This window comes from Streptomyces sp. NPDC059010 (assembly GCF_042740355.1).
Classification (GTDB): domain Bacteria; phylum Actinomycetota; class Actinomycetes; order Streptomycetales; family Streptomycetaceae; genus Streptomyces.
The window spans coordinates 1-23,244 of sequence record NZ_JBHYJA010000082.1; the positions used below are offsets into that span (position 1 = coordinate 1).

The 23,244-nt window shown below is 72.0% G+C and carries 20 protein-coding genes and 2 pseudogenes; 13 read left to right on the plus strand and 9 right to left on the minus strand.

Translation table 11 applies throughout. The features are described 5' to 3' along the window. Positions 1 to 115 precede the first annotated feature (115 nt). The 3 genes from ACFWYS_RS45215 to ACFWYS_RS45225 all read right to left on the minus strand — a co-directional run bounded on the left by ACFWYS_RS45215 (position 116) and on the right by ACFWYS_RS45225 (position 3,178). Positions 116 to 790, minus strand: coding sequence for a gamma-glutamyl-gamma-aminobutyrate hydrolase family protein (locus ACFWYS_RS45215; RefSeq protein ID WP_384782665.1), 675 nt, complete (start codon positions 788 to 790; stop codon positions 116 to 118). Positions 791 to 827: 37 nt separating this feature from the next. Then, on the minus strand, positions 828 to 2,276 hold the full coding sequence (gene eat / locus ACFWYS_RS45220; RefSeq protein WP_384782635.1) for an ethanolamine permease: 1,449 nt from the start codon (positions 2,274 to 2,276) through the stop codon (positions 828 to 830). Positions 2,277 to 2,431: 155 nt separating this feature from the next. Further along, positions 2,432 to 3,178 carry a FadR/GntR family transcriptional regulator gene (locus tag ACFWYS_RS45225; protein ID WP_384782637.1) on the minus strand — a complete coding sequence of 249 codons (747 nt, stop codon included), beginning with the start codon at positions 3,176 to 3,178 and terminating at the stop codon, positions 2,432 to 2,434. An 87-nt stretch (positions 3,179 to 3,265) separates the two neighbouring features. Here ACFWYS_RS45225 and ACFWYS_RS45230 point away from each other — a divergent pair, with 87 nt between their 5' ends. From ACFWYS_RS45230 to ACFWYS_RS45240, 3 genes are read left to right on the plus strand one after another with little or no spacing between them, the layout of a single operon-like run. Next, the gene (locus tag ACFWYS_RS45230) at positions 3,266 to 4,630 is read left to right on the plus strand and encodes a glutamine synthetase family protein (protein ID WP_384782639.1); all 1,365 of its coding nucleotides are present in this window, start codon (positions 3,266 to 3,268) and stop codon (positions 4,628 to 4,630) included. Positions 4,631 to 4,638: 8 nt separating this feature from the next. Then, positions 4,639 to 6,027: an aldehyde dehydrogenase family protein gene (locus ACFWYS_RS45235; RefSeq protein ID WP_384782641.1), complete on the plus strand. Its 1,389-nt coding sequence runs from the start codon at positions 4,639 to 4,641 to the stop codon at positions 6,025 to 6,027. Then, the gene (locus tag ACFWYS_RS45240; protein WP_384782643.1) at positions 6,024 to 6,806 is read left to right on the plus strand and encodes a 3-oxoacyl-ACP reductase; all 783 of its coding nucleotides are present in this window, start codon (positions 6,024 to 6,026) and stop codon (positions 6,804 to 6,806) included. Before ACFWYS_RS45235 ends, ACFWYS_RS45240 begins: the two co-directional genes overlap by 4 nt. 91 nt (positions 6,807 to 6,897) lie before the next feature. On the opposite strand, the gene ACFWYS_RS45245 is transcribed toward ACFWYS_RS45240, so the two are convergent. Together ACFWYS_RS45245 and ACFWYS_RS45250 are read right to left on the minus strand one after the other, a co-directional pair. Further along, a complete protein-coding gene (locus tag ACFWYS_RS45245; protein WP_384782645.1) occupies positions 6,898 to 8,100 on the minus strand; it encodes an amino acid deaminase/aldolase in 1,203 nt (400 codons plus the stop codon). A 563-nt stretch (positions 8,101 to 8,663) separates the two neighbouring features. Continuing rightward, positions 8,664 to 8,825 carry a hypothetical protein gene (locus ACFWYS_RS45250; RefSeq protein WP_384782647.1) on the minus strand — a complete coding sequence of 54 codons (162 nt, stop codon included), beginning with the start codon at positions 8,823 to 8,825 and terminating at the stop codon, positions 8,664 to 8,666. Positions 8,826 to 8,946: 121 nt separating this feature from the next. On the opposite strand from ACFWYS_RS45250, the gene ACFWYS_RS45255 reads away from it, so the two are divergent. Together ACFWYS_RS45255 and mycP are read left to right on the plus strand one after the other, a co-directional pair. Then, on the plus strand, positions 8,947 to 10,473 hold the full coding sequence (locus tag ACFWYS_RS45255) for a hypothetical protein (RefSeq protein WP_384782649.1): 1,527 nt from the start codon (positions 8,947 to 8,949) through the stop codon (positions 10,471 to 10,473). A 134-nt stretch (positions 10,474 to 10,607) separates the two neighbouring features. Continuing rightward, positions 10,608 to 11,771 carry a type VII secretion-associated serine protease mycosin gene (mycP, locus tag ACFWYS_RS45260; protein WP_384782667.1) on the plus strand — a complete coding sequence of 388 codons (1,164 nt, stop codon included), beginning with the start codon at positions 10,608 to 10,610 and terminating at the stop codon, positions 11,769 to 11,771. Here mycP and ACFWYS_RS45265 read toward each other — a convergent pair. From ACFWYS_RS45265 to ACFWYS_RS45275, 3 genes and pseudogenes are all read right to left on the minus strand, one after another. Beyond that, entirely contained in the window at positions 11,768 to 12,529 is a 762-nt protein-coding gene (locus tag ACFWYS_RS45265) for a DUF4253 domain-containing protein (RefSeq protein WP_384782669.1), read from the minus strand. The two genes, mycP and ACFWYS_RS45265, sit on opposite strands and share 4 nt — an antisense overlap. Before the next feature lie 6 nt (positions 12,530 to 12,535). Further along, positions 12,536 to 13,129, minus strand: a pseudogene (locus ACFWYS_RS45270) (HD domain-containing protein); the annotation flags it as partial. Between the two features lie 9 nt (positions 13,130 to 13,138). Then, positions 13,139 to 14,122, minus strand: a complete 984-nt coding sequence (locus ACFWYS_RS45275; protein WP_384782651.1) for a serine hydrolase — start codon at positions 14,120 to 14,122, stop codon at positions 13,139 to 13,141. 150 nt (positions 14,123 to 14,272) lie between these two features. On the opposite strand from ACFWYS_RS45275, the gene ACFWYS_RS45280 reads away from it, so the two are divergent. After that, positions 14,273 to 15,004 (plus strand): SseB family protein, encoded by a 732-nt coding sequence (locus ACFWYS_RS45280; protein ID WP_384782653.1) that lies wholly within the window; start codon positions 14,273 to 14,275, stop codon positions 15,002 to 15,004. A 13-nt stretch (positions 15,005 to 15,017) separates the two neighbouring features. Here the strand turns inward: ACFWYS_RS45280 and ACFWYS_RS45285 are convergent, their stop codons facing one another. Next, positions 15,018 to 15,395 carry a DUF1844 domain-containing protein gene (locus tag ACFWYS_RS45285; RefSeq protein ID WP_384782655.1) on the minus strand — a complete coding sequence of 126 codons (378 nt, stop codon included), beginning with the start codon at positions 15,393 to 15,395 and terminating at the stop codon, positions 15,018 to 15,020. Positions 15,396 to 15,732: 337 nt separating this feature from the next. Between ACFWYS_RS45285 and infC the strand changes: the two are divergent. From infC to pheT, 7 genes and pseudogenes are all read left to right on the plus strand, one after another. Continuing rightward, positions 15,733 to 16,414: pseudogene (gene infC / locus ACFWYS_RS45290) on the plus strand (translation initiation factor IF-3). A gap of 110 nt (positions 16,415 to 16,524) precedes the next feature. Continuing rightward, positions 16,525 to 16,719, plus strand: a complete 195-nt coding sequence (gene rpmI, locus ACFWYS_RS45295; protein ID WP_007829094.1) for a 50S ribosomal protein L35 — start codon at positions 16,525 to 16,527, stop codon at positions 16,717 to 16,719. A 100-nt stretch (positions 16,720 to 16,819) separates the two neighbouring features. Then, positions 16,820 to 17,203 (plus strand): 50S ribosomal protein L20, encoded by a 384-nt coding sequence (gene rplT, locus ACFWYS_RS45300; RefSeq protein ID WP_006141703.1) that lies wholly within the window; start codon positions 16,820 to 16,822, stop codon positions 17,201 to 17,203. A gap of 98 nt (positions 17,204 to 17,301) precedes the next feature. Next, on the plus strand, positions 17,302 to 18,150 hold the full coding sequence (locus tag ACFWYS_RS45305) for a TrmH family RNA methyltransferase (protein ID WP_384782657.1): 849 nt from the start codon (positions 17,302 to 17,304) through the stop codon (positions 18,148 to 18,150). A gap of 53 nt (positions 18,151 to 18,203) precedes the next feature. After that, on the plus strand, positions 18,204 to 19,340 hold the full coding sequence (locus ACFWYS_RS45310) for an ATP-binding protein (RefSeq protein WP_384782659.1): 1,137 nt from the start codon (positions 18,204 to 18,206) through the stop codon (positions 19,338 to 19,340). Positions 19,341 to 19,487: 147 nt separating this feature from the next. Continuing rightward, the gene (gene pheS, locus ACFWYS_RS45315; RefSeq protein ID WP_384782661.1) at positions 19,488 to 20,609 is read left to right on the plus strand and encodes a phenylalanine--tRNA ligase subunit alpha; all 1,122 of its coding nucleotides are present in this window, start codon (positions 19,488 to 19,490) and stop codon (positions 20,607 to 20,609) included. Continuing rightward, positions 20,609 to 23,122 carry a phenylalanine--tRNA ligase subunit beta gene (gene pheT, locus ACFWYS_RS45320; RefSeq protein ID WP_384782663.1) on the plus strand — a complete coding sequence of 838 codons (2,514 nt, stop codon included), beginning with the start codon at positions 20,609 to 20,611 and terminating at the stop codon, positions 23,120 to 23,122. Before pheS ends, pheT begins: the two co-directional genes overlap by 1 nt. The last annotated feature ends 122 nt before the right edge of the window (positions 23,123 to 23,244 follow it).

Consider the following 23,244-nt stretch of genomic DNA (forward strand, 5'->3'; position numbering starts at 1 on the left):
CTTTCAGCCCGTCCGGCGTTTGAGGACGAGGCCCCTTCAGGGCCGAAGCGGGGGTCTGGGGACGGAGCCCCCCGGGATGGGACGGGTAGGGGCGGCGGGGGCGTAAAACCGTCGATCAGCCGCCGGCCGCCCGCACCAGCCCCCGCACGACCCGCAGATCCTCCCCCATCTCCGGATGCCACTGCACGCCGAGCACCCACCCGGCGGCCGACGGCAGTTCCACGGCCTCCACGGTCCCGTCCGCCGCGTACGCAGTCGGGACGAGACCCTCGCCGAGCCGGTCCACGGCCTGATGGTGATACGTCGGCACGGACGTCTCCTCCGGCACGAGACCGCCGTACAGACTCCCCGGCACCGGCTTCACACCATGGCTGCCGAACACGCCCACCACCTCGGCATGCCCGTCGATGTGCTGCACGAGCGTGCCCCCGAGGGCGACGTTCAGCAGCTGCATCCCCCGGCAGATCCCCAGCAGAGGCGTCCCCGCCGCCAGCGCCGCGTCGATCAGCGCCAGCTCCCACGCGTCCCGCTCCCGCGCCGCCGGCCCCGTACGCGGCTCGCGCTCGGCGCCGTACCGCACCGGCTCCACATCCGGACCCCCCGCGATGACCACCCCGTCCAGCCGGGCCACGGCCGCCGCGGCCTGCGCCGGGTCGTCCGGCGGGAGCATCGCGGCCAGGCCACCCGCCCGCTGCACCAGCCGTGGATAACCGGCCGGCAGCAGCGCCGCCTCCAGCTCCCACACGCCCCAGCGCGCACCGGACTCCAGATAGGTGCTGACACCGATCAACGGCCTGGCCACAGAAACTCCCTCACTCTCGAAGACGTCAGTCCCGCGTCAACTCTGCCTCTGCCGCGGCCAGCGCCGCGAACTCCTCCTCGGGCGCCTTCGCCACCAGACGCTTACGGCTGTAGAGGCCGAAGTACCCGATCGCGACCACGTACACCGCCAGCGCGATCAACGCCGCCGTCACATCGACCAGGAACGTCGCCACCAGCGCCGCGCACGCCAGCACCAGGGCCACCGACGACGTCAGCACCCCACCCGGCGTGCGATACGGCCGCGCGAGCTCCGGCTCCCGGCGGCGCAGCACGATGTGCGACAGGGACATCAGGGCGTAGGAGATGGTCGCGCCGAAGACCGCGATGTTCAGCATCCGCGCGCCGTCACCCGACAGCGCCGCCAGCAGGAAGCCGATCGTGCCGGGCACCAGCAGACCCAGGTACGGCGCCTTGCGGCTGCTGGTGAGGGACAGGAAGCGGGGCAGATAGCCCGCGCGGGACAGGGCGAACAGCTGGCGCGAGCCCGCGTAGATCAGGGAGAAGAACGACGCCACCAGGCCCGCCAGCCCCGCGTAGTTCACGATCCGGCTCAGCGTCGTCGCCTCGCCGTTCGGCTGGAGCGCCTCCACCAGCGGATTGCCCGCCTCCTGGACCGCCGCCGAGCCGCGTGCCCCGGCCGCCGCGAAGAAGGTCACCACGGCCAGCACCACCAGGATGCCCATCGACCAGCGGATCGCCTTGGGCAGCGTACGGGCCGGCTCCCTGGTCTCCTCGGCGGCCAGCGGCACACCCTCGACGCCCAGGAAGAACCACATGCCGAAGGGGAACGCCGCCCAGATGCCGAGCAGGCCGAAGGGCAGCCAGGAGTTCGACCCGGCCGCCGATGTGTCGACCGGGATGTCGTCGAGCGAGCCGACGGAGAAGTCCGGCAGCGCCGCCAGCGCGAACACGATCAGGGCCGCCACCGCGATGCCGGTGACGACGAAGCTGAAGCGCAGTGCCTCGCCCACGCCCCAGAGGTGGATGCCGAGGAAGATCGCGAAGCAGACCAGGTACACCGGCCAGCCGGACTCCAGGCCGAACAGGCCCAGCGACTCGACGTAGTCCCCGATGAAGATGACGATGGCGGCGGGCGCGAGGACGTACTCGATGAGGATCGCCGTACCGGTCAGGAAGCCGCCCCAGGGGCCGAGGGCGCGGCGGGCGAAGCCGTAGCCGCCGCCCGCCGTCGGCAGGATCGAGGACAGTTCGGCGAGGGCGAAGACCATGCAGGTGTACATCGCGCCCATGAGCACCATGGCGATCGCCAGGCCTCCGAAGCCGCCCTCGGCGAGGCCGAAGTTCCAGCCGGAGTAGTCGCCGGAGACGACGTAGGCGACACCGAGGCCGGTCAGCAGCACCCAGCCGGCGCTGCCGCGGCGCAGCGTTCTGCGTTCAAGATAGTCGTCCGCCTCCGGGGCGGCGGGGGGTGTGTTCGTGGATTCCAGGGACATGGCCAACTCCCCACGTGCGGTGGACACCGGGCGGTTCCGGGCACGGTGGGGTGGTCGACCGGGCTCCGGTTCAATGGAATGGATGCATACCATTGCCGGGTCGGCCGCTCGAAGGCAATACCTTTGCGTTAATCGCCGGTAAATCCGGCCGGTGCTCAGCCGAGGAAGCCCCGCAGCAGCGCCGCCGTGCCCCCGCAGTGCTCGCGCATGATCTCCCGCGCGCACTCGGCGTTGCCCTCGATCACCGCCTCCACCAGAGCGGCGTGCTGCCGCTGGGAGTGCTCCAGGTTGCGCACCAGCAGCGGGATGCAGTCGAGCAGGTCGTTCACGCTGGCGCGGACGGCCGCGTACTGGGCGGTGAGCGTGGGGGAGCCGGACAGCTCGGCGAGGGTCAGATGCAGCAGCGTGTCCAGGCGGCGGTAATCGGCGAGCGGTGCGTCATGCGTGCGGGCCAGTGCCTCGCGCAGCCGCTCCGCCTGAGCCTCGTCCAGCCCGTGCGCCGCGCACAGCCCGGCCGCCCCCACCTCCAGCACCTCGCGGAAGCGCAGGGTGTCCTCGACGTCGACGTCCTTCAGGCGGCGGCGCAGCTCGTCCTCGCCGGGGGTGACGGGGCGCGGCAGGACGAACGTTCCGCCGTAGCGCCCGCGCCGCGACTCCACCAGGCCCTGGTCCTGGAGCACCTTCAGCACCTCGCGCAGTGTCACCCGGCTGATCCCCAGCCGGTCGGCCAGCTCGCGCTCGGCGGGCAGCCGCTCGCCGCCCGGCACCAGGCCGAGCCGGACGACCTGGAGGATCTGCTCCAGGGCCTCCTCGAAGCCGTTGCCGGCCCGCACCGGCCGCAGTACCGACGTCAGCCTGTCGTCGGCCCCGGGCGCCCCGTGCTCCGTATCCGCCTGCGACATGTGGCCGGACCCCCTTCCCAATCAATGGTCCTGCGCAATACCTTATGGCTCCCGGCTGACCGAAGTAAGCCGAATGGAGGCTCTCCCGTGGCAGACCGCACACCCCCGCTGAGCGTCGAGGAGCTGCATGCCCTCGTCGCGAGCGGTGAGATCGACACTGTCGTCCTGGCCTTCCCCGATATGCAAGGGCGGCTCCAGGGCAAGCGGTTCGCCGCCCGCTTCTTCCTCGACGACGTCCTCCACCACGGCACCGAGGGCTGCAACTACCTCCTCGCGGTGGACACCGAGATGAACACCGTCGACGGCTATGCCATGTCCTCCTGGGACCGCGGCTACGGCGACTTCGCCATGCACCCCGACCTGGCCACGCTGCGCCGGGTGCCCTGGAACCCCGGCACGGCCATGCTCGTCGCCGACCTCGCCTGGAACGACGGCTCACCCGTGGTCGCCGCGCCCCGCCAGATCCTGCGCCGCCAGCTGGAGCGCCTCGCCGAGCTCGGGTACACGGCCAAGGTCGGCACGGAGCTCGAATTCATCGTCTTCAAGGACACCTACGAGCAGGCCTGGGACGCGAACTACCGCGGACTGACCCCGGCCAACCAGTACAACATCGACTACTCGGTGCTCGGCACCGGCCGCATCGAGCCACTGCTGCGCCGCATCCGCAACGAGATGGCGGGCGCCGGGCTCACCGTCGAGTCCGCCAAGGGCGAGTGCAACCCGGGGCAGCACGAGATCGCCTTCAAGTACGACGATGCCCTGGTCACCTGCGACCAGCACGCCATCTACAAGACCGGCACCAAGGAGATCGCCGCCCAGGAGGGCGTCTCGATCACCTTCATGGCCAAGTACAACGAGCGCGAGGGCAACTCCTGCCACATCCACCTCTCGCTCGCGGACGCCGCGGGCAACAATGTCATGGCCGGGGACGGCGAGGGCGGCATGTCGGAGGTCATGCGCCACTTCCTCGCCGGGCAGCTGGCCGCCCTGCGCGACTTCTCCCTGCTCTACGCCCCCAACATCAACTCCTACAAGCGGTTCCAGCCGGGCTCCTTCGCCCCGACCGCCGTCGCCTGGGGTTACGACAACCGCACCTGCGCCCTGCGCGTCGTCGGCCACGGCCGCTCGATGCGCTTCGAGAACCGGCTCCCCGGCGGCGACGTCAACCCGCACCTCGCGGTGGCGGGCCTGGTGGCCGCCGGTCTGTACGGCATCGAGCAGAAGCTGGAGCTGCCCGAGCCCTGTCCCGGCAACGCCTACGCCGCCGGCTTCGAGCACGTCCCCACGACCCTGCGCGAGGCCGCCGAGCTCTGGGAGAACAGCCCCATCGCCAAGGCCGCCTTCGGCGACGAGGTCGTCGCCCACTACCGCAACATGGCGCGCGTCGAGCTGGACGCCTTCGACGCCGCGGTGACCGACTGGGAGCTGCGCCGCTCCTTCGAACGCATGTGAGGCCCTTCTTGTCTGCCGAGTCTTCCGAGCACGTACTGGAAGTACTGAACCCCGCCACCGAGGAGGTCGTCGCCACCGTCCCGGCCGCCACCGCGGCCGACGTGGACGCGGCGGTCGTGCGCGCCACGCAGGCCCAGACCCGGTGGGCCGCCCTCGCGCCCGGTGACCGGGCCCGCCTGCTGCGCCGCTTCGCGGCCACCGTCGACCAACACCTGGAAGAACTCGCCCAGTTGGAGGTCCGCGGGGCCGGGCACACCGTCGGCAACGCTCGCTGGGAGGCGGGCAACGTCCGCGATCTGCTCGACTACGCGGCCGGGGGAGTGGAGCGGCTGACCGGACATCAGATCCCGGTCCCCGGCGGCCTGAACGTGACGATCCTCGAACCGCTCGGCGTCGTGGGCGTGATCGCCCCCTGGAACTTCCCCATGCCGATCGCGGCCTGGGGCACGGCCCCCGCGCTCGCGGCGGGCAACGCGGTCATCCTCAAGCCCGCCGAGACGACCCCGCTGACTGCTCTGCGGCTGGCGGAGCTGGCGTTGGAGGCGGGCCTTCCGGAGGGCCTGTTCCAGGTGCTTCCCGGCCACGGTCCCGTCGCGGGCGACGCGCTGGTCGAGCACCCGGGCGTCGCGAAGATCGTCTTCACCGGGTCAACGGCCGTGGGCAAACAGGTGTTGGCGAAGGGCTCGGCGCTCCTCAAGCGCGTCACCCTCGAACTCGGCGGCAAGAGCCCCAACATCGTCTTCGCCGACGCCGACCTCGAAGCCGCCGCCGCGGCGGCTCCCATGTCCTTCCTCGACAACTCCGGCCAGGACTGCTGCGCCCGCACCCGCATCCTCGTCCAGCGCTCCGCCCACGACCGGTTCCTGGAGCTGCTGGGCCCGGCGATCGAGGCGGTGACGGTCGGCGACCCGGCCGACGAGAAGACCGACATGGGCCCGCTGATCTCCAAGGTCCAGCTGGAGCGCGTGCGTTCGTACGTCGACCACGGCGCCGAGGGCATCCGCGGCAAGGCCCCCGAGGGCCCCGGCTTCTGGTTCCCGCCGACCGTCCTCACGGGCGTCGACCCGCACGCGCGCGTGGCCGTCGAGGAGGTCTTCGGACCGGTCGCCGTCGTCCTCCCCTTCGAGGACGAGGCGGAGGCGATCCGGCTGGCCAACGCCACCGACTACGGCCTCGCCGGCTCCATCTGGACCCGTGACGTCGGCCGCGCCCTGCGCGTCTCGCAGGCCGTCCGCGCCGGCAACCTGTCCGTCAACTCCCACTCCAGCGTCCGCTACTGGACCCCGTTCGGCGGCTTCAAGCAGTCCGGCATCGGCCGTGAGCTGGGCCCGGACGCCCTGACCGCCTTCACCGAAACCAAGAACGTCTTCATCAGCACGGAAGGCCCCGCACAGTGACCGAAGCAAATGTGTGCCGTCGCCTCGTCGGCCGTACCGCCGTCATCACCGGCGCAGGCAGCGGCATCGGCCTCGCCACCGCCCGCCGCCTCGCCTCCGAGGGCGCGCACATCGTCTGCGGAGACGTGGACGAACAGCGCGGCAAGGCAGCCGCCGAGGAGGTCGGCGGGATCTTCGTCAAGGTCGACGTCACCGACCCGGAGCAGGTCGAGGCGCTGTTCAGGACGGCGTACGACACCTACGGCAGCGTCGACATCGCCTTCAACAACGCCGGCATCTCACCGCCCGACGACGACTCCATCCTGGAGACCGGCCTGGACGCCTGGAAGCGCGTCCAGGAGGTCAACCTCACCTCCGTCTACCTGTGCTGCAAGGCCGCCATCCCCTACATGCGGCAGCAGGGCAAGGGCTCGATCATCAACACGGCGTCCTTCGTGGCGAGGATGGGCGCCGCCACGTCCCAGATCTCGTACACGGCCTCCAAGGGCGGCGTCCTCGCCATGTCCCGCGAACTGGGCGTGCAGTTCGCCCGCGACGGCATCCGGGTCAACGCCCTGTGCCCGGGACCGGTCAACACCCCCCTCCTGCAGGAGCTGTTCGCCAAGGACCCGGAGCGCGCCGCCCGCCGGCTCGTGCACATCCCGGTCGGCCGTTTCGCCGAGGCCGAGGAGATCGCCGCCGCCGTCGCCTTCCTGGCCAGCGACGACTCCTCCTTCGTGAACGCCACCGACTTCCTGGTCGACGGCGGAATCTCGGGGGCCTACGTCACCCCCCTGTAGCACTGGTGGGACGGCACCGCCTGTACGGAGCACCGGCGCTCCCGGGACCCCGGGACCGCCGGTGCCCGGCACTCCGGTCACACGGGTCGAACTACAGGAACGTGTGACCCTCGCCGCGATACGTCGGCACCGTCCCCGTCACCGAGTCCCCCTCCACCAGGTGCAGCGACTCGAACCGCTCGCACAGCTCACCGGCCTTGGCGTGCCGGAACCACACCTTGTCGCCGATCAGCAGATCGTCGGCGGGGGAGCCGAGCAGCGGCGTCTGCACCTCGCCGGGCCCCTCCTGAGGGTCGTACCGCAGCCTCTCCGGCAGATACGGCACCGGCAGCCGGTCGGGCCCGGCCGCACCCGAGGCCGGGTACCCGCCACCGAGGACGGTCACCACCCCCACCCCCGGCCGGCGCACGACGGGCTGGGCGAACAGTGCGGCCGGACGCCCGCTGAAGGACGTGTAGTTGTCGAACAGCCGCGGCACATACAGCCCCGAACCGGCCCCGATCTCGGTCACGGCCTCCTCGGCGGCCGTGTGCTGCACACTGCCGGTCCCGCCGCCGTTGACGAACTCCAGCCCCGGCACCACGGCCCGGACGGCCCGCACCACCTCGGCCCGCCGCTCGGCGAGCTCCCGACGCCCGGCGGCCTGCATCAGCCGTACGGCACGCGACCGCAGCGGCCGCCCCGCGATCGAGTCCCCGACCCCGGCGATGTGCCCCTCGTACGCCATGATCCCGACGACCTCGAACCCCGGCCGCCGGGAGACCGTACGGGCCATGTCGGCCACCTGGGCGGGGGAGTGCAGCGGCGAACGCCGGGCGCCGACCCGCACCCGCCCGCCGAGGAGCTTCAGCGAGGTGTCCAACTCCAGGCAGACCCGCACCACTTCGCGGCCCCCGTCCCGGGCCTCGTCGATGAACCGGAGCTGTGCCGGATCGTCGATCATCACGGTGACGGCGGAGGCCAGCTTGGGGTCACTGGTCAGCTCGGCGAACGCGGCGCGGTCGGCGGACGGGTAGGCGAGCAGGATGTCGTCGAACCCGGAGCGCGCCAGCCACAGGGATTCGGCCAGCGTGAAGGACATGATCCCCGCGAACCCGTCCTTCGCGAGGACCCGCTCCAGCAGGGCCCGGCAGCGTACGGACTTGCTGGCGACGCGGATCGGCTTGCCGCCGGCGCGGCGGAGCAGGTCGTCCGCGTTGGCGTCGAAGGCGTCCAGGTCCACGATCGCGAGAGGGGCGTCGAGATGGGCGGTGGCCCGGTCGTAACGGGCCCGGTCGGCGGCGCGCGCAGTCATGAACGCAGCCTGCCAGACGGGATTACCGCAGGGTAGGGGGACGTTCCGGGCAGATTTACGCAGGGTCGCGGACTGGTTCCCGTTCGCCCTGCATCAACCCGTAGAGTGACGCGCACGCATGTGTGGAACGCCCACGGCCGGTCGGCCGCGCCGGGATGACGCTCCGCCCGTGCGGGTATGCGTGCCTGGTCGGACGAGTCCGCGCCGGGCAGGGCAGCGGCACACGGAACGACGGCCCGCGTACGGGATCGGGCCCGGACATGAGGAAACGGGGGGTGCATGAGCACGGAAGCGCGGCGCGCCCCCGTTCCCCCGCGTCCCTCGACGCCCCCGCCGCCCGCCGTCCCGCCCCGCCCGTCGACCCCGCCGAGACCCGCGGAACCGCCGACGGCCGACGCCGGTCGGGATGACCGCACGTCGGCCCCGGGAACACAGCCCACACGGGGCTACGGCGAGGGTTCGCGAACGGAGGGCTCGGTGCGCGGCGCCGACGCCGGACCGACCTCGACACCGGACGGCTCGCCCCGGCGGGGTCCCGGCCCGATGCCGCCGATGGCTGCGCCTCACGGGTCGGGTTCGGTGCCGTCGGTGTCCGGGCATCGTGGCTCGGGTTCGATGCCGCCGATGTCCGCGCCCCATGGGACGGGCTCGACGTCGGAATCCGCGGCGGGCTCCCACCGCCCCACGTCCGGTGCCTCCGGCGCGTCGCCCACCTCGCCCCACACCCCCGACCTCCACGCCCCGGCTCCCGGAGACGCCGCCCCCAGCTCCCCGCCCCCGCCGAGGGCCTCGGCACGCTTCCCGGACGCGCCGCCTGCGGCCGGGCGTACGGAGAGTGGCGGATCGTTGCATCAGGAGGGCGCCGGGCAGACCGGCCCCGGCGGCATACCGTCCCGGCAGGCCGAACGGCCCTCGACGCGCCGTAGCGGCGCCCCCGCCGAGACCGCTGCGGAGACCACCTTCTGGCTCCGGCCGATCTCCGCCGAGCCGTCACCCGAGTCCGACAACCGCCCGTCCTCCGCACGGGGTTCGGCGCACCGGCCTCCGCAGCAGGGCACACGGCCTGCGCAGGGTTCCACGGGCGCGGCCCACCGGCCGGGCAGCGGGCTCGGGCAGGGTTCCGCGGGCGCGTCCGGGCCAGCGCAGGGTTCCGGCTCGCAGCACCGGCCGGGCAGCGGGCCCGAGCAGGGTTCCGCCGCCAGGCCCGCGACGTCGGCCGGCCGTCCGGGCTCCGCCCCCGCTGAGCCTGCTCGCCGTTCCGGTTCCGTCCCGCCGCCCGCGCGGCCCGGCACATCGGCCCCGCTGCCGCCCGCGCGCGAGCCGTCGACCGGGCGCACCCCGGCGGGCAGCGGATACGCGGGCTCCGCGCCCGCCGGGCCTTCACAGAGCGGGCCCGCTCCCGCCGCTCCCGCCCCCGCCGGGCCGCACCCCACCGCGCCCGCCCCCACCACGGGCCACACGCCGAAGGGCCACGGCACCGCCCCCTTCTCGCCCGACCCCAACCTCTCCTGGAGCGCCCCCATGACGCCGGGCGCGAGCCCGGGTGCCGGGCGGCCCGTCGTGTCGTTCGGGAAGCCCGAGGGGTACGACGGGCAGGCGCGACCGCGTCGTCTCGGCGTGCGGATCCGGCCCCGGATCGCGATGGCCGCCGCCTGCGTCGTACTCGGACTCGGCCTCATCGGCGGGGCCCTGACCGGCAGTTGGCTGATCGGGGAGCCGGGCGACGGCGATGCGCAGGACACCTTCGCCGCGGCCGGGACCCTGTGGCACAGCGTCCCCGTCGACCAGCTGTTCCCGCGCACGGTGATTGGCAAGGGCGCCGGACCCGGTGGCGCCGACCGCACCTGGACGCGGGTCGCCGTCGCCCCGGACAGCGGCTGTGCGCAGGCCTTCGACCCCCTCCTGCGCAAGGCCCTCGACCCCGTCGGCTGCGAGCGCCTCCTGCGGGCCACCTACATCGACGCCACCCAGAGCTACGTCACCACCGTCGGTCTGCTCTTCACCACGGGCGACGCGGCCGCCATGCGCTCGCTCGACAGCCGGTTCGCCAGAGAGGGCCTGGACCGCCGCACCGACCTGATGCCCCGCCCCTACGCCGCCAAGGGCACCCTCGCCGCCGGCTTCGGCGACGAACAGCGCGCCTCCTGGACCGTCTCCGTCCTGACCGACGCCCCCGTCGTCGTCTACGCCGTCTCCGGCTGGGCCGACGACCGCACCGTCGACGAGCCGGAGCCCGCCGAGGAGGCCATCCGGTCCGGTACCACCACGGACGTCGCCCAGGCCGGCCTCGGCCACGAGGCACAGGGCCTCGCCGACCGCGTCGAACGCGCCCTGCGCAAGAACGTCGGCCCGTCCACGGAGCAGTCGTCGTGATCACCGGCATGAGCAACGAGGCGGCCACGGCCCGGACGGACACCACGGGTACCGGCACGAGCACCACGGTGACCCGCACGAACGCCACAGGGACCGGCACGACCCGCCGGGCCCGCACGAACCGCCGGACCTTCATGGCCCGCCGGACGGGCCCCCTCGCAGTCCTCCTCGGCGCCTGTCTCGCCGTCCTCCCGGCCACCGCCGCGCACGCCGACCAGATACGTGCCCGGCAGTGGGCCCTGGAGGCCATGCGCACCCAGGAGGCCTGGCAGACGACCAAGGGCGCGGGCGTCACCGTCGCCGTCCTCGACACCGGCGTCGAGTCCGACCACCCCGACCTCGCCGGCAACGTCCTCGAAGGCAAGGACATGGTCGGCTTCGGAGCCCAGCGCGGCGACCGCCCCTGGGCCCGGCACGGCACCGCGATGGCCGGCATCATCGCGGGCCACGGACATGGCGCGGGCAACGGGGACGGCGTCATGGGCATCGCCCCCGAGGCCAAGATCCTCCCCGTCCGCGTCATCCTGGAGGACGGCGACCCCTCCCGCGCCAAGGCCCGCAGCACCCGCGGCAACGCCCTCGCCGAGGGCATCCGCTGGGCCGCCGACCACGGCGCGGACGTCATCAACCTCTCCCTCGGCGACGACTCCAAGTCCGCCCACCCCGAGGCCGGCGAGGACGAGGCCGTCCAATACGCCCTGAGCAAGGGCTCCGTGGTCGTCGCCTCCGCGGGCAACGGCGGCGAGAAGGGCGACCACATCTCGTACCCCGCCGCCTACCCGGGCGTCATCGCCGCGACCGCCGTCGACCGCTACGGCACCCGCGCCTCCTTCTCCACCCGCCGCTGGTACGCCACGGTCAGCGCCCCGGGCGTCGACGTCGTCATCGCCGACCCGGACCACAAGTACTACGAGGGCTGGGGCACGAGCGCCGCGGCCGCCTTCGTCTCCGGAGCCGTCGCCCTCATCAAGGCCGCCCACCCCGGCCTGACCCCGGCCCAGATCAAGAAGCTCCTCGAAGACACCGCCCGCGACGCCCCCACCGACGGCCGCGACGACTCCCGCGGCTACGGCTTCATCGACCCGGCGGCCGCCATCAAGAAGGCCTCGGGCATCAAGTCGAAGGACCTCAAGCCGGCGGCCTACGGCGAGGAGTACTTCGGCTCGGGCCCCGACGCCGCCAAGTCCGACGACGACACGTCGAGCTGGACCGCCGCACTCGCGGGCACCGCCGGCGGCCTCCTGCTGATCTCGGCGTTCGTGGTCCTGCGCGACCGCCGCCGACGCCACCCCTTCTAATCCCACCAGAAGAACCAGTGCCCGGAGGGCACTTGGCGTTCCGCGACCTCCTCCGGGCCGCCGACCACCTGGTCCAGATCGCCGCAGTACGCGTACTGCTCGACCGCCACCCGCGCGATCTCGGCACGGTCGGCCGGAGGCCGTTCGACCTCCAGCACCAGCGTGTCGGTGCACGCCAGGTAGTACAGGACGGCGCCGTAGCGGATCTCCCACTCCCGCAGCACCGCCTGATGCCGGTCGTAGCCGAGCTCCGGCACCGGCCCGTCGGAGCTCCAGCCCGGGGTGAAGGGCGCGTGCAGGAGCTGAGGGAGCGTGGACGGCAGGTCCGCCTCGATCAGGCAGACCCAGATCCCCCCGGGCACATGGGCGAATCTCCGAGCGAGGAGCTCGCCCCGCGCATACGGCCTGAGCACCGCCGTCTCCGGCTCGTGGACGGTTCCTTCCCGGGAGGCGACGATCCTCGCCAGCACTCCGGAGTCGGCCGGCCGCGGATCCGCATGCCGCCCCTCCTCCCACTCCCACTCGGTCGGCGACCAATGACTCAGGAACGGCCAGAGCCCGGTGTCCCGGTGCAGCGCCCGCAGCCGCCGCCACAGAGCGTCCCCGAGCGCGGCGTCCGGGCACCTGAGCCCGTAGAGGTCCAGATTGCCCGGGGTGACCGTGCGCTCCACCTCAGGGGCGTCGATGCCGACGTCCACGGCGATCTCGCGCAGGAACCGGACCACCGGGTGTTCCGCCCCTCCGGCGAAACCCGCCACCGGCGCTGGGAAGGACGCCTGGAAGGCGAGCCGACGGTCGGCTCCGCCGCCGATGCGCTCAAGCAGCTCGTCGACGGCCAGACGCTCCGCCCAGTCCTCCCGCCCCTCCCGGCCCGTGGCACGTACCAGCCGGGTGACGACGAGGTCTTCGAGTTCCGGGACGCGCTTGTTCTTCCAGATCTTGTCCGCCGTACTCACCAGCAGGTCCTCCAGCGTCACCGCCGGACCCGCCCAGGCGCCGTGAGTCCCGGCGAACCGGGCCAGCTCCGGTCCGAAGCCGTGGGCCAACAGCAGGTCTCTCCCCGCCTCTTCGTGAGAGGAGCCGGGACCGGACAACTCGGCGACGTGTACCGCCTTGCCGACGTCATGCGTCGCCGCCCCGAACAGGACGGCCTCTCGGTCTACGGCCACTTCGGGATACCGCTGCTCCACCCAGTCGACCAGCTGAACCGCCACATCGTGGACGGCACGCAGATGGGCGGCCAGACGCGGCGGCGCGTCCAGGGAACGAAGAAGGTCCGCCACAGATGCCGGGAGCGGCCGCAGCGGTGGGTCGACGGGGTCGAACAGGGCACGGGACAGGTTGTCTGACGACGGCACCGCGTCAGGCTACTGATATGCCGCCGCCGCGGAAGCGTCCTGCCCGGCGAACACCGACACCGCCGCCACCGACGCCGCCTCGACCAGCGAAACCCCCCGCGCCTGCGTCGCGTTGCCGTCCGACAGCGCGGCCACCAGATAGTCACGGCCCTCCGCCGTCACCCGCCCGATGCTGTTGATGTCCCACAGCCCGGTCGCCGTTCGCGGCAGCCACCCGTTCTTCAGCGCCCACGCCGAGCCGTCCGCCGCCGCCGACACCCCCCACTGCTGACCCACCGCGATCCGCCCCATCAGCCCGCTCAGATACGTCCGCGAGGCCCCGCTCAGCTCGGACTCCTTCGCCCCGAACACCTGCCGCAACAGCCGGAGTTGATCGGCGGCCGTGGTCTGGGTCAGCCCCCACAGCATCCCCTCGCCCCCCTCGGTCTGCGCGAGCCCGAGGCGCTCGTTCGCGGCGTCGAGCCCCGCCGCCTGCCCGATCGTCCGCCACAGCTCCGACGCGGAGGCGTTGTCGCTGCTCTCGATCATCGCGGTCGCCCGCGACTTCTCCGCCGCCGTCAGCTCCCGCCCCTCGTCCTGCGCCTTGAGCAGCAGCGCCGCCAGGATGTCGACCTTCACGATGCTCGCCGTATCGAAGGCCCCGTCGCCGTACGAGGCGCCCTCACCGGACTCCAGGTCCAGCACCGCCACCGCCAGCCCGACCCCGTCCGGGACGTCGATCGCCTTCATGGCGCTCGCCAGCAGCTCGTCGCGGTCCACCGCGTCCACCGTCGGCCGCACCACTGGTTCCACCGAAGCCTCCTCGCTCGCCACCGCCGAAGACGACGCCGCCGACGATACGGCCCTCCCCCCGGAGTAGGGCCGCGCCTTCACATACGCGGTTCCCGCGGCCGTACCGCCCAGGACGACGACGGTGGCGAGGGCGCCGTACAGCAGGGAGCGGTGTCGGGACAGGCGAGCGCGGCGGCCGCGGCGGGCTCTGAAGGACTCCATGCCCGCGATCGTCGGGGCCGTGTCTGTGTGTGCCGTTAGACGGACGTTAGATGTGTGTCAGAGAAACGGGGACCACGGGGGAGGGGTGTCACGGCCGGGTTTCCGGGGCCGCACAAGCGCAGCAGCATCCCCCCGATAGGGTCGGTGACCGTGGCGAACAAGAACATTCCCGACTCTCCCTTCTCCGACGACGACGGCGCGGCCGACCCCCGGCTGAGCGCCGCGCTCGCCGCCTGGGCCGAGGACCGCACCGCCGAGGGGCCCGTCCTGGCGGCCCTCAAGGACGCCCGGCTGCTCGTCCCCGTCGTGGCGGTACTCGGCGAGGTCGAGGTGGACGAGAACGGGCTGCGCCACGAGAAGACCAGCGACATGGCCGTACCGACCCTGAAGGCCGGCGACCGCACCGCGCTGCCCGCCTTCACGTCCACCGACTCCCTCGCCCGCTGGGACCCGGCGGCCCGCCCCGTCGCCGTACCCCTGCACCAGGCCCTGCAGGCCGCGGCGCACGAGAAGGCGGACACGATCGTGCTGGACATGGCCGGTCCGGTGCCCTACGAGCTGACCCGGCGGTCCCTGCTGGCGCTCGCCGAGGGGCGTGCGACGACCGACCCGCTGGCCGACCCGGCCGTGCGGGAGGCGGTGCGGGCCGCGGTGGCCGCCGAACCCGCCGTGCTCCGCGCCCACCTCGGCCCCGGACAGGCCGACGGCACCCTCGCCCTCGTACTGGACGAGTCCGCGGCGCCCGCCGAGGCCGCCCGCGCCGTCGCCGCGCGGCTCGCCGCCGACGACACACTGAGGGCCCGCCTGGTGCGCGGCCTCGACCTGGCGGTACTGCCGGCCGAGGCGACGCCGCCGGGCGAGCCCCTGTACGTACGCGGATGAACCAGTCGCCGAACTAGCCGTAGATCGGGCCGGTGTACTTCTCGCCCGGCCCCTGACCCGGCTCGTCCGGGACGATCGACGCCTCGCGGAAGGCCAGCTGCAGCGACTTCAGGCCGTCCCGCAGCGGGGCCGCGTGGAAGGAGCTGATCTCGGTCGTGCTGCCGTCCAGCAGACCGGCGAGGGCGTGGATCAGCTTGCGGGCCTCGTCCAAGTCCTTGTACTTGTCGCCCTCCTCGGTCAGGCCGAGCTTCACGGCGGCGGCGCTCATCAGGTTGACGGCGACCGTCACGATCACCTCGACCGCCGGGACCTCGGCGATGTCGCGGGTCATGGCGTCGAAGTCCGTCGGGCCGGACGTCTCGGGGCTGTCCGAGGGGGAGGTGTCACTCATGCCTCACACGATAGGCCCCGGTGCCCGCCGGTTAGCGCCGCCCCCGGGTTGCTGCTAACCTTGTGTAACGACCGGCTGGAGACGTATGTGTCCAGCCCACAAGTGGAGGCTCCGATCTCCCACCTGGCTGTCCTCCGGGACGGCGGGTCACCCCGGTCAGGCGCCCCCATCGTTCCGTACGGACGATGGAGTCGCCCGAAATTGCGCCCCGCGGTCATCGCGACGGTGCTCCGGCAGTGTTTTGGAGCCCCGCCTGTGATCGTCCGGGGCATTTTTTGTGCTTCGGCGCGGTTAGGTCTACGGAAAAGAGACATACGCGGCTGTCCGCCAGACCGCCGTGTGGTGCTAACCGAGGAGGATCCATCAGCGCCGAGCCCCGCATCAACGACCGGATTCGCGTTCCCGAGGTGCGACTTGTCGGTCCCAGTGGCGAGCAGGTGGGCATCGTCCCGCTGGCCAAGGCACTGGAGCTTGCGCAGGAGTACGACCTGGACCTGGTCGAGGTCGCGGCGAACGCCCGTCCGCCCGTGTGCAAGCTCATGGACTACGGGAAGTTCAAGTACGAGTCGGCCATGAAGGCCCGTGAGGCGCGCAAGAACCAGGCGCACACGGTCATCAAGGAGATGAAGCTCCGGCCGAAGATCGACCCGCACGACTATGACACCAAGAAGGGTCACGTCGTCCGGTTCCTCAAGCAGGGCGACAAGGTCAAGATCACGATCATGTTCCGTGGTCGCGAGCAGTCCCGGCCGGAGCTCGGCTACCGACTGCTGCAGCGTCTCGCGGAGGACGTCCAGGACCTCGGGTTCGTCGAGTCGAACCCGAAGCAGGACGGCCGAAACATGATCATGGTTCTCGGTCCGCACAAGAAGAAGACCGAGGCGATGGCCGAGGCCCGCCAGGCGCAGGAAGCCCGCAAGGCAGAAGCGAAGGCCAACCCCGGCAAGTCGCAGAACGCCGCGGAAGCCGAGAACGCCGTGGAGACCGAGGCGCCCGCCGAGGCTTCCGCCGAGGCGTGATCCCGGGGGACGAGAGTCCCCAGGACGTAACCGATACAAGAGCGACGCTCCACCGTGCCCGGTTTCACGACCGGGCACCGGAGCGCCACCGACGAGGAGAGAACGGCGCTATGCCGAAGAACAAGTCGCACAGCGGTGCCAGCAAGCGCTTCAAGGTCACCGGCTCCGGCAAGGTGCTCCGTGAGCGCGCCGGCAAGCGCCACCTGCTTGAGCACAAGTCGTCGCGCCTGACGCGTCGCCTCACCGGCAACGCCGAGATGGCCCCGGGCGACGCCAAGAAGATCAAGAAGCTTCTCGGCAAGTGACGTACGCGGCGCTCCGCCTGAGCGCCGTACGTCTGGACCGGGACCCAATCGATTCCGGGCCGTGTGAGTCCAACCACGGCCCCGCTACAAGGAGTAAAAAGTGGCACGCGTCAAGCGGGCAGTGAACGCCCACAAGAAGCGCCGGGCGATCCTCGAACAGGCTTCCGGCTACCGCGGTCAGCGTTCGCGCCTGTACCGCAAGGCCAAGGAGCAGGTCACCCACTCGCTGGTCTACAACTACAACGACCGCAAGAAGCGCAAGGGTGACTTCCGCCAGCTGTGGATCCAGCGCATCAACGCCGCGGCCCGCGCCAACGGCATCACGTACAACCGCTTCATCCAGGGTCTGAAGGCCGCGAACGTCGAGGTCGACCGCAAGATCCTGGCCGAGCTGGCCGTGAACGACGCCAACGCGTTCGCCGCGCTGGTCGAGGTCGCGCAGAAGGCGCTGCCGAGCGACGTCAACGCGCCGAAGGCTGCGTGATCGCTGCGCTCGGTTCGCACCGACGTGACTGAACGGACCCGTGGGTTTTACCTGCGGGTCCGTTGTGTTGGCGGAAAGATCCTTTGAAAGTGAGCCCCATGTCTTTCGGCGCCCCCGAGCTGATCTCCCCCCGTTCCCCCCGCGTCTCGGCCGCCCGGCGGCTCGCCAAGCGGAACTTCCGGGGCAAGGAGCGGCTGTTCCTGGCGGAGGGACCGCAGGCGGTGCGGGAGGCGGCGGGGCACGCGGACACCCTGGTGGAGCTGTTCGCCACGCTCGACGCCGCGGAGCGGTACGCCGACATCGTCGGGGAGGCCCGGGAAGCGGGTGCCCGTGTGCATCTCGCCGACGAGCAGGTGATCGCCGACATCTCCACCACGGTCACGCCCCAGGGGCTCGTCGGGATCTGCCGGTTCCTCGACACCCCCTTCGAGGAGATCCTCGCCGCCCGGCCCAGGCTCGTCGCCGTACTCGCGCATGTGCGGGACCCCGGGAACGCCGGGACCGTGCTGCGGTGCGCCGATGCCGCCGGTGCCGAGGCCGTCGTACTGACCGACGCCTCCGTCGATCTCTACAACCCCAAGGCCGTGCGGGCCTCCGTCGGCTCGCTGTTCCACCTGCCCGTCGCCGTGGGAGTGCCCGTGGAGCGGGCCGTGGCCGGGCTCAAGGACGCCGGGGTGCGGATTCTCGCCGCCGATGGCGCCGGGACCGACGATCTCGACGACGAGCTCGACAAGGGGACCATGGGCGGGCCCACCGCCTGGGTGTTCGGCAACGAGGCGTGGGGGCTCCCGGAGGAGACCCGCGCGCTGGCCGACGCCGTCGTGCGCGTCCCGATCCACGGGAAGGCCGAGAGCCTGAACCTCGCCACCGCCGCCGCCGTATGTCTCTATGCGTCGGCCCGTGCACAGCGCGCCTCCGGAGGGTGCCGCTCCGTCACCAAGGCCTAGTAGGGTGACCAGCTCGGGGGCCCCAAAGCCGTCGTGAGAGGTGGGGTACGGGGATGAGTGTCGGCGCGAGCAGCGCACCGGGAGCACGTCGGGTGCCGCGGCCGTCCGGGTCCCGGTCCGGTGATCCCGCCGAGTTCGGTGTCGATCCCGACGATCTGCCCGACGGCCTCGTCGTCGCCGACGAGCACGGACACGTCATCTGCTTCAACGCCGCCGCCGAGCGCATCACCGCGGTCCGCGCCGACGACGCCCTCGGGCAGCGGCTGGAGAAGGCCCTGCCGTTAGAGGACCTGGAGGGGCGGCGCTGGTGGCAGCTGACCGATCCGTACGGGGGCCTCGCCATCCGCCGTCGGCAGCCGGAGCGCAACCTCCTCCTCCCCGGCGGGCGTGAGGTGCTGGTCTCGGTGCGATACGTCCGTGCCGAGCCGACCGGGCCGGTCCGCCGTGTCGTCGTCTCCCTGCGCGACACCGAGGCCCGCCGCCGTACCGAGCGCAGTCACGCGGAGCTGATCGCGACCGTGGCCCATGAGCTGCGCTCTCCGCTCACCTCCGTCAAGGGTTTCACCGCCACGCTCCTCGCCAAGTGGGAACGCTTCACCGACGACCAGAAGCGGCTGATGCTGGAGACCGTCGACGCCGACGCCGACCGGGTCACCCGGCTCATCGCCGAGCTGCTCGACATCTCGCGGATCGACAGCGGGCGCCTTGAGGTGCGGCGCCAGCCCGTCGACATCGGCGCGGCCGTGGGGCGGCACATCCAGGCGTACGTCGCCGCCGGCCAGGTCGCCGACCGGTTCCTGCTGCGTGTCGAGCAGCCGCTGCCCGACCTGTGGGCCGACCCCGACAAGATCGACCAGGTGCTCAGCAACCTCATCGAAAATGCCGTGCGGCACGGCGACGGAACGGTCACCATTGACATCACGGCCACGGCGTCCCCCCGCGAAGGGGAGGACACCGGTACGTCGATCACCGTGAGCGACGAGGGGCCCGGCATCCCGGAGGAGTCCATGAACCGCGTCTTCACCCGCTTCTGGCGGGGCAGCAAGCGCGGCGGCACGGGCCTCGGGCTCTACATCGTCAAGGGCATCGTCGAGGCGCACGGCGGCGCCATCGAGGTCGGCCGCGCCCCCGGTGGCGGCGCACAGTTCCGATTTACGTTGCCCGTGGCGGCACCGGCGTATCTCACCTGAGAGCCGGCCCGAGCCCCACGGGCGCATTCGCGTTCCTCAACCCCGTTAGACTCGGCCTTTGGCACCTTTGTGTCCCAAAAACCGTGACGATCTGTCCACGAGTCGGTACGGGGACCATCCGCCAGCCAATCGGAAGCACGGGAAGAGATGTCGGCACCGAATAAGTCGTACGACCCTGTAGAGGTCGAGGCCTTGAAACCGGAAGAGATCGAGCGCATGCGGGACGAGGCGCTCGCCGCCTTCGCCGCCGCGGACTCCCTCGACGCGCTCCAGGAGGCCAAGGTCGCCCACACCGGCGGCACGTCCCCGCTGGCCCTCGCCAACCGCGAGATCGGCGCCCTGCCCCCGCACGCCAAGGCGGCCGCCGGCAAGCTCGTCGGCCAGGCCCGCGGCGCGGTGAACAAGGGCCTCGCCGCCCGCCAGGCCGAGCTGGAGGCCGAGCGGGACCAGCGCGTGCTGGTCGAGGAGGCGGTGGACGTCACGCTGCCGTACGACCGCGTACCGCCCGGCGCCCGCCACCCGCTCACCACGCTCTCGGAGCGCATCGAGGACATCTTCGTGGCCATGGGCTACGAGGTCGCCGAGGGCCCGCAGGTCGAGGCCGAGTGGTTCAACTTCGACGCCCTCAACATCGGCCCGGACCACCCGGCCCGCGGCGAGGCCGACACCTTCTTCATCGAGGGCCCGGACGGCTCCGCCGACTCCGGCGTCGTGCTGCGCACCCACACCTCGCCCGTGCAGATCCGCTCGCTGCTCGACCGCGAGCTGCCGGTCTATGTGATCTGCCCCGGCCGTGTGTACCGCACCGACGAGCTGGACGCCACGCACACCCCGGTCTTCCACCAGGTCGAGCTGCTCGCCGTGGACGAGGGCCTCACCATGGCCGACCTCAAGGGCACCCTGGACCACATGGTCCAGTCCCTGTTCGGCGAGGGCATGAAGACCCGGCTGCGGCCCAACTTCTTCCCGTTCACCGAGCCGTCCGCCGAGATGGACATGGTGTGCTACGTCTGCCGCGGCGAGTCCGTCGGCAACCCCGACCGCCCCTGCCGTACCTGCTCCTCCGAGGGCTGGATCGAGCTCGGCGGCTGCGGCATGGTCAACCCGCGGGTGCTCACCGCCTGCGGCGTCGACCCGGAGAAGTACAGCGGCTTCGCCTTCGGGTTCGGCATCGAGCGGATGCTGATGTTCCGCCACAACGTCGAGGACATGCGAGACATGGTCGAGGGTGACGTCCGGTTCACCCGGCCGTTCGGGATGGAGATCTGATGCGGGTCCCGCTTTCTTGGCTGCGGGAGTACGTCGACCTGCCGGCGACGGAAACCGGCCGCGACGTCCAGGAGAAGCTGGTCGCGGCAGGGCTTGAGGTCGAGACCGTCGAGCACCTCGGCGCCGACCTCAAGGGCCCGCTCGTGGTCGGCCAGGTGCTGACCATCGAGGAGCTGACGGAGTTCAAGAAGCCGATCCGCTTCTGCACCGTCGACGTCGGCCAGGCCAACGGCACCGGCGAGCCCCAGGAACTCATCTGCGGCGCCCGGAACTTCCAGGTCGGCGACAAGGTCGTGGTCGTACTCCCGGGCGCCGTGCTGCCCGGCGGCTTCGCGATCGCCGCGCGCAAGACCTACGGCCGGGTCTCGCACGGCATGATCTGCTCCACCAGCGAGCTGGGCATGGGCGACGACGGCACGCACGGCATCATCGTGCTGCCGCCGGAGACCGAGGTCGGCAAGGACGCCATCGAGCTCCTTGAGCTGGTCGACGAGGTCCTGGACATCGCCGTCACCGCCAACCGCGGCGACTGTCTGTCCATCCGCGGCGTCGCCCGCGAGACCGCCATCGGCTACGGCCTCCCGCTGCGCGACCCGGCCCTGCTCGACGTGCCGGGACCGAACGCCTTCGGCTACCCGGTGCAGGTCTCCGACCCGATGGGCTGCGACCGCTTCACCGCCCGCACGGTGACCGGCCTGAGCCCCGAGGCGCGCTCCCCGATCTGGCTGCAGCGCCGCCTGCAGAAGGTCGGCATGCGCCCGATCTCGCTCGCCGTCGACGTCACCAACTACGTGATGATGGAGCTCGGCCAGCCGCTGCACGCCTACGACCGGAGCCTGGTCCAGGGCACCATCGGTGTGCGCCGGGCCGAGGAGGGCGAGAAGCTCGTCACCCTCGACGGCGTGGAGCGCAAGCTGCACGCCGAGGACCTGGTCATCACCGACGAGCGCGGCCCGATCGGCCTCGCGGGCGTCATGGGCGGCGCCAACACGGAGATCGCCGACCACGACAACGTCGAGAACGCCTCCACCGACGTCGTCATCGAGGCGGCGCACTTCGACCAGGTCGCCATCGCGCGTACGGCCCGCCGCCACAAGCTGTCCTCCGAGGCGTCCCGTCGCTTCGAGCGCGGCGTCGACCCGGCGGCGGCAGCCGCGGCGGCCCAGCGGACCGTCGACCTGCTGGTGCTGCTCGCGGGCGGTACCGCCGAGGCCGGTGTCACCGAGGTCATCACGCCGTCCGCGCCGCACACCATCACCACCCCGGCCGACCACCCCGACAAGGTCGCCGGCGTCGAGTACGGCCGCGAGATCGTCGTACGCCGACTCCAGCAGATCGGCTGCGACGTGTACGGGCAGGACGAGCTGATCGTCACCGTGCCGTCCTGGCGGCCCGACCTCCTCGAACCGAACGACCTGGCCGAAGAGGTCATCCGCCTGGAGGGCTACGAGAACCTGCCCTCCACGCTGCCCAAGCTGCCCTCCGGCCGTGGCCTGACGCACCGTCAGCGACTGCACCGCCGGGTCGGCCGCGCGCTGGCCGGCGCCGGGTACGTCGAGGCGCCGAACTACCCCTTCGTCAGCGAGCAGGTCTTCGACCAGCTCGGCCTGGCCGCCGACGACCCGGCCCGCCGTGTCGTCAAGCTGGTCAACCCGCTCAACGACGAGGAGCCCGCGCTGCGTACGTCGCTGCTGCCGGGGCTGCTCGGCGCGCTGCGCCGCAACGACGGGCGGGGCTCGCACGACCTGGCGCTGTTCGAGACCGGGCTGGTCTTCCAGCCGCGCGAGGAGCGTGCCGCCGCCGGTCATCTGCCGGTCGACCGTCGTCCGACGGACGAGGAGATCGCCGCGCTGAACGCCGTGCTGCCGCAGCAGCCGCGGCATGTGGCCGTCGTCCTCGCCGGTGCGCGGGAGCAGGCCGGCTGGTGGGGCAAGGGCCGTCCGGCCGACTGGGCCGACGCGATCGAGGCGGCGCGGGTCGTCGCCCGTGAGGCCGGGGCCGAGCTGATCGTGCGGGCCGGGCAGTACGGGCCGTGGCACCCGGGCCGGTGCGCCGCGCTGGCGATCAGTGTGGAGGGTGCCGAGCGGATCATCGGTCACGCCGGTGAGCTGCACCCGCGGGTCCTGAAGGCACTGGGTCTGCCCGCGCGCAGCTGCGCGATGGAGCTCGACCTGGACGCCCTGGAGCAGGTCGGCGACGGCACGCCCCAGGCGCCGAGCATCTCCACGTTCCCCGTGGCCACGCAGGACGTCGCCCTCGTCGTGGACAAGCCGGTACCGGCCGTGGAGGTCGAGGCCGCACTGCGTGAGGGTGCGGGTGAACTCCTTGAGGGCATCCGGCTGTTCGACGTGTACGTCAACGACGAGCAGCTCGGGGACGGCAAGAAGTCGCTGGCGTACGCGCTGCGCTTCCGTGCGGGTGACCGGACGCTGACCGTCGACGAGGCGTCGGCTGCCAGGGACGCGGCGGTGGCCCTCGCGGGCGAGCGTACGGGAGCGGTGCTGCGGGGCTAGTGCGCGGTTCCCCGCGCCCTTGTGGGGGGGGGGGGGGGGGCCCCCCCCCCCCCCCCCCCGGCGCGGGCGCGCCCCACACAGGAGTGAGACTCGCGGTGGAGGGGGGGGGGGAGAGTAAATAA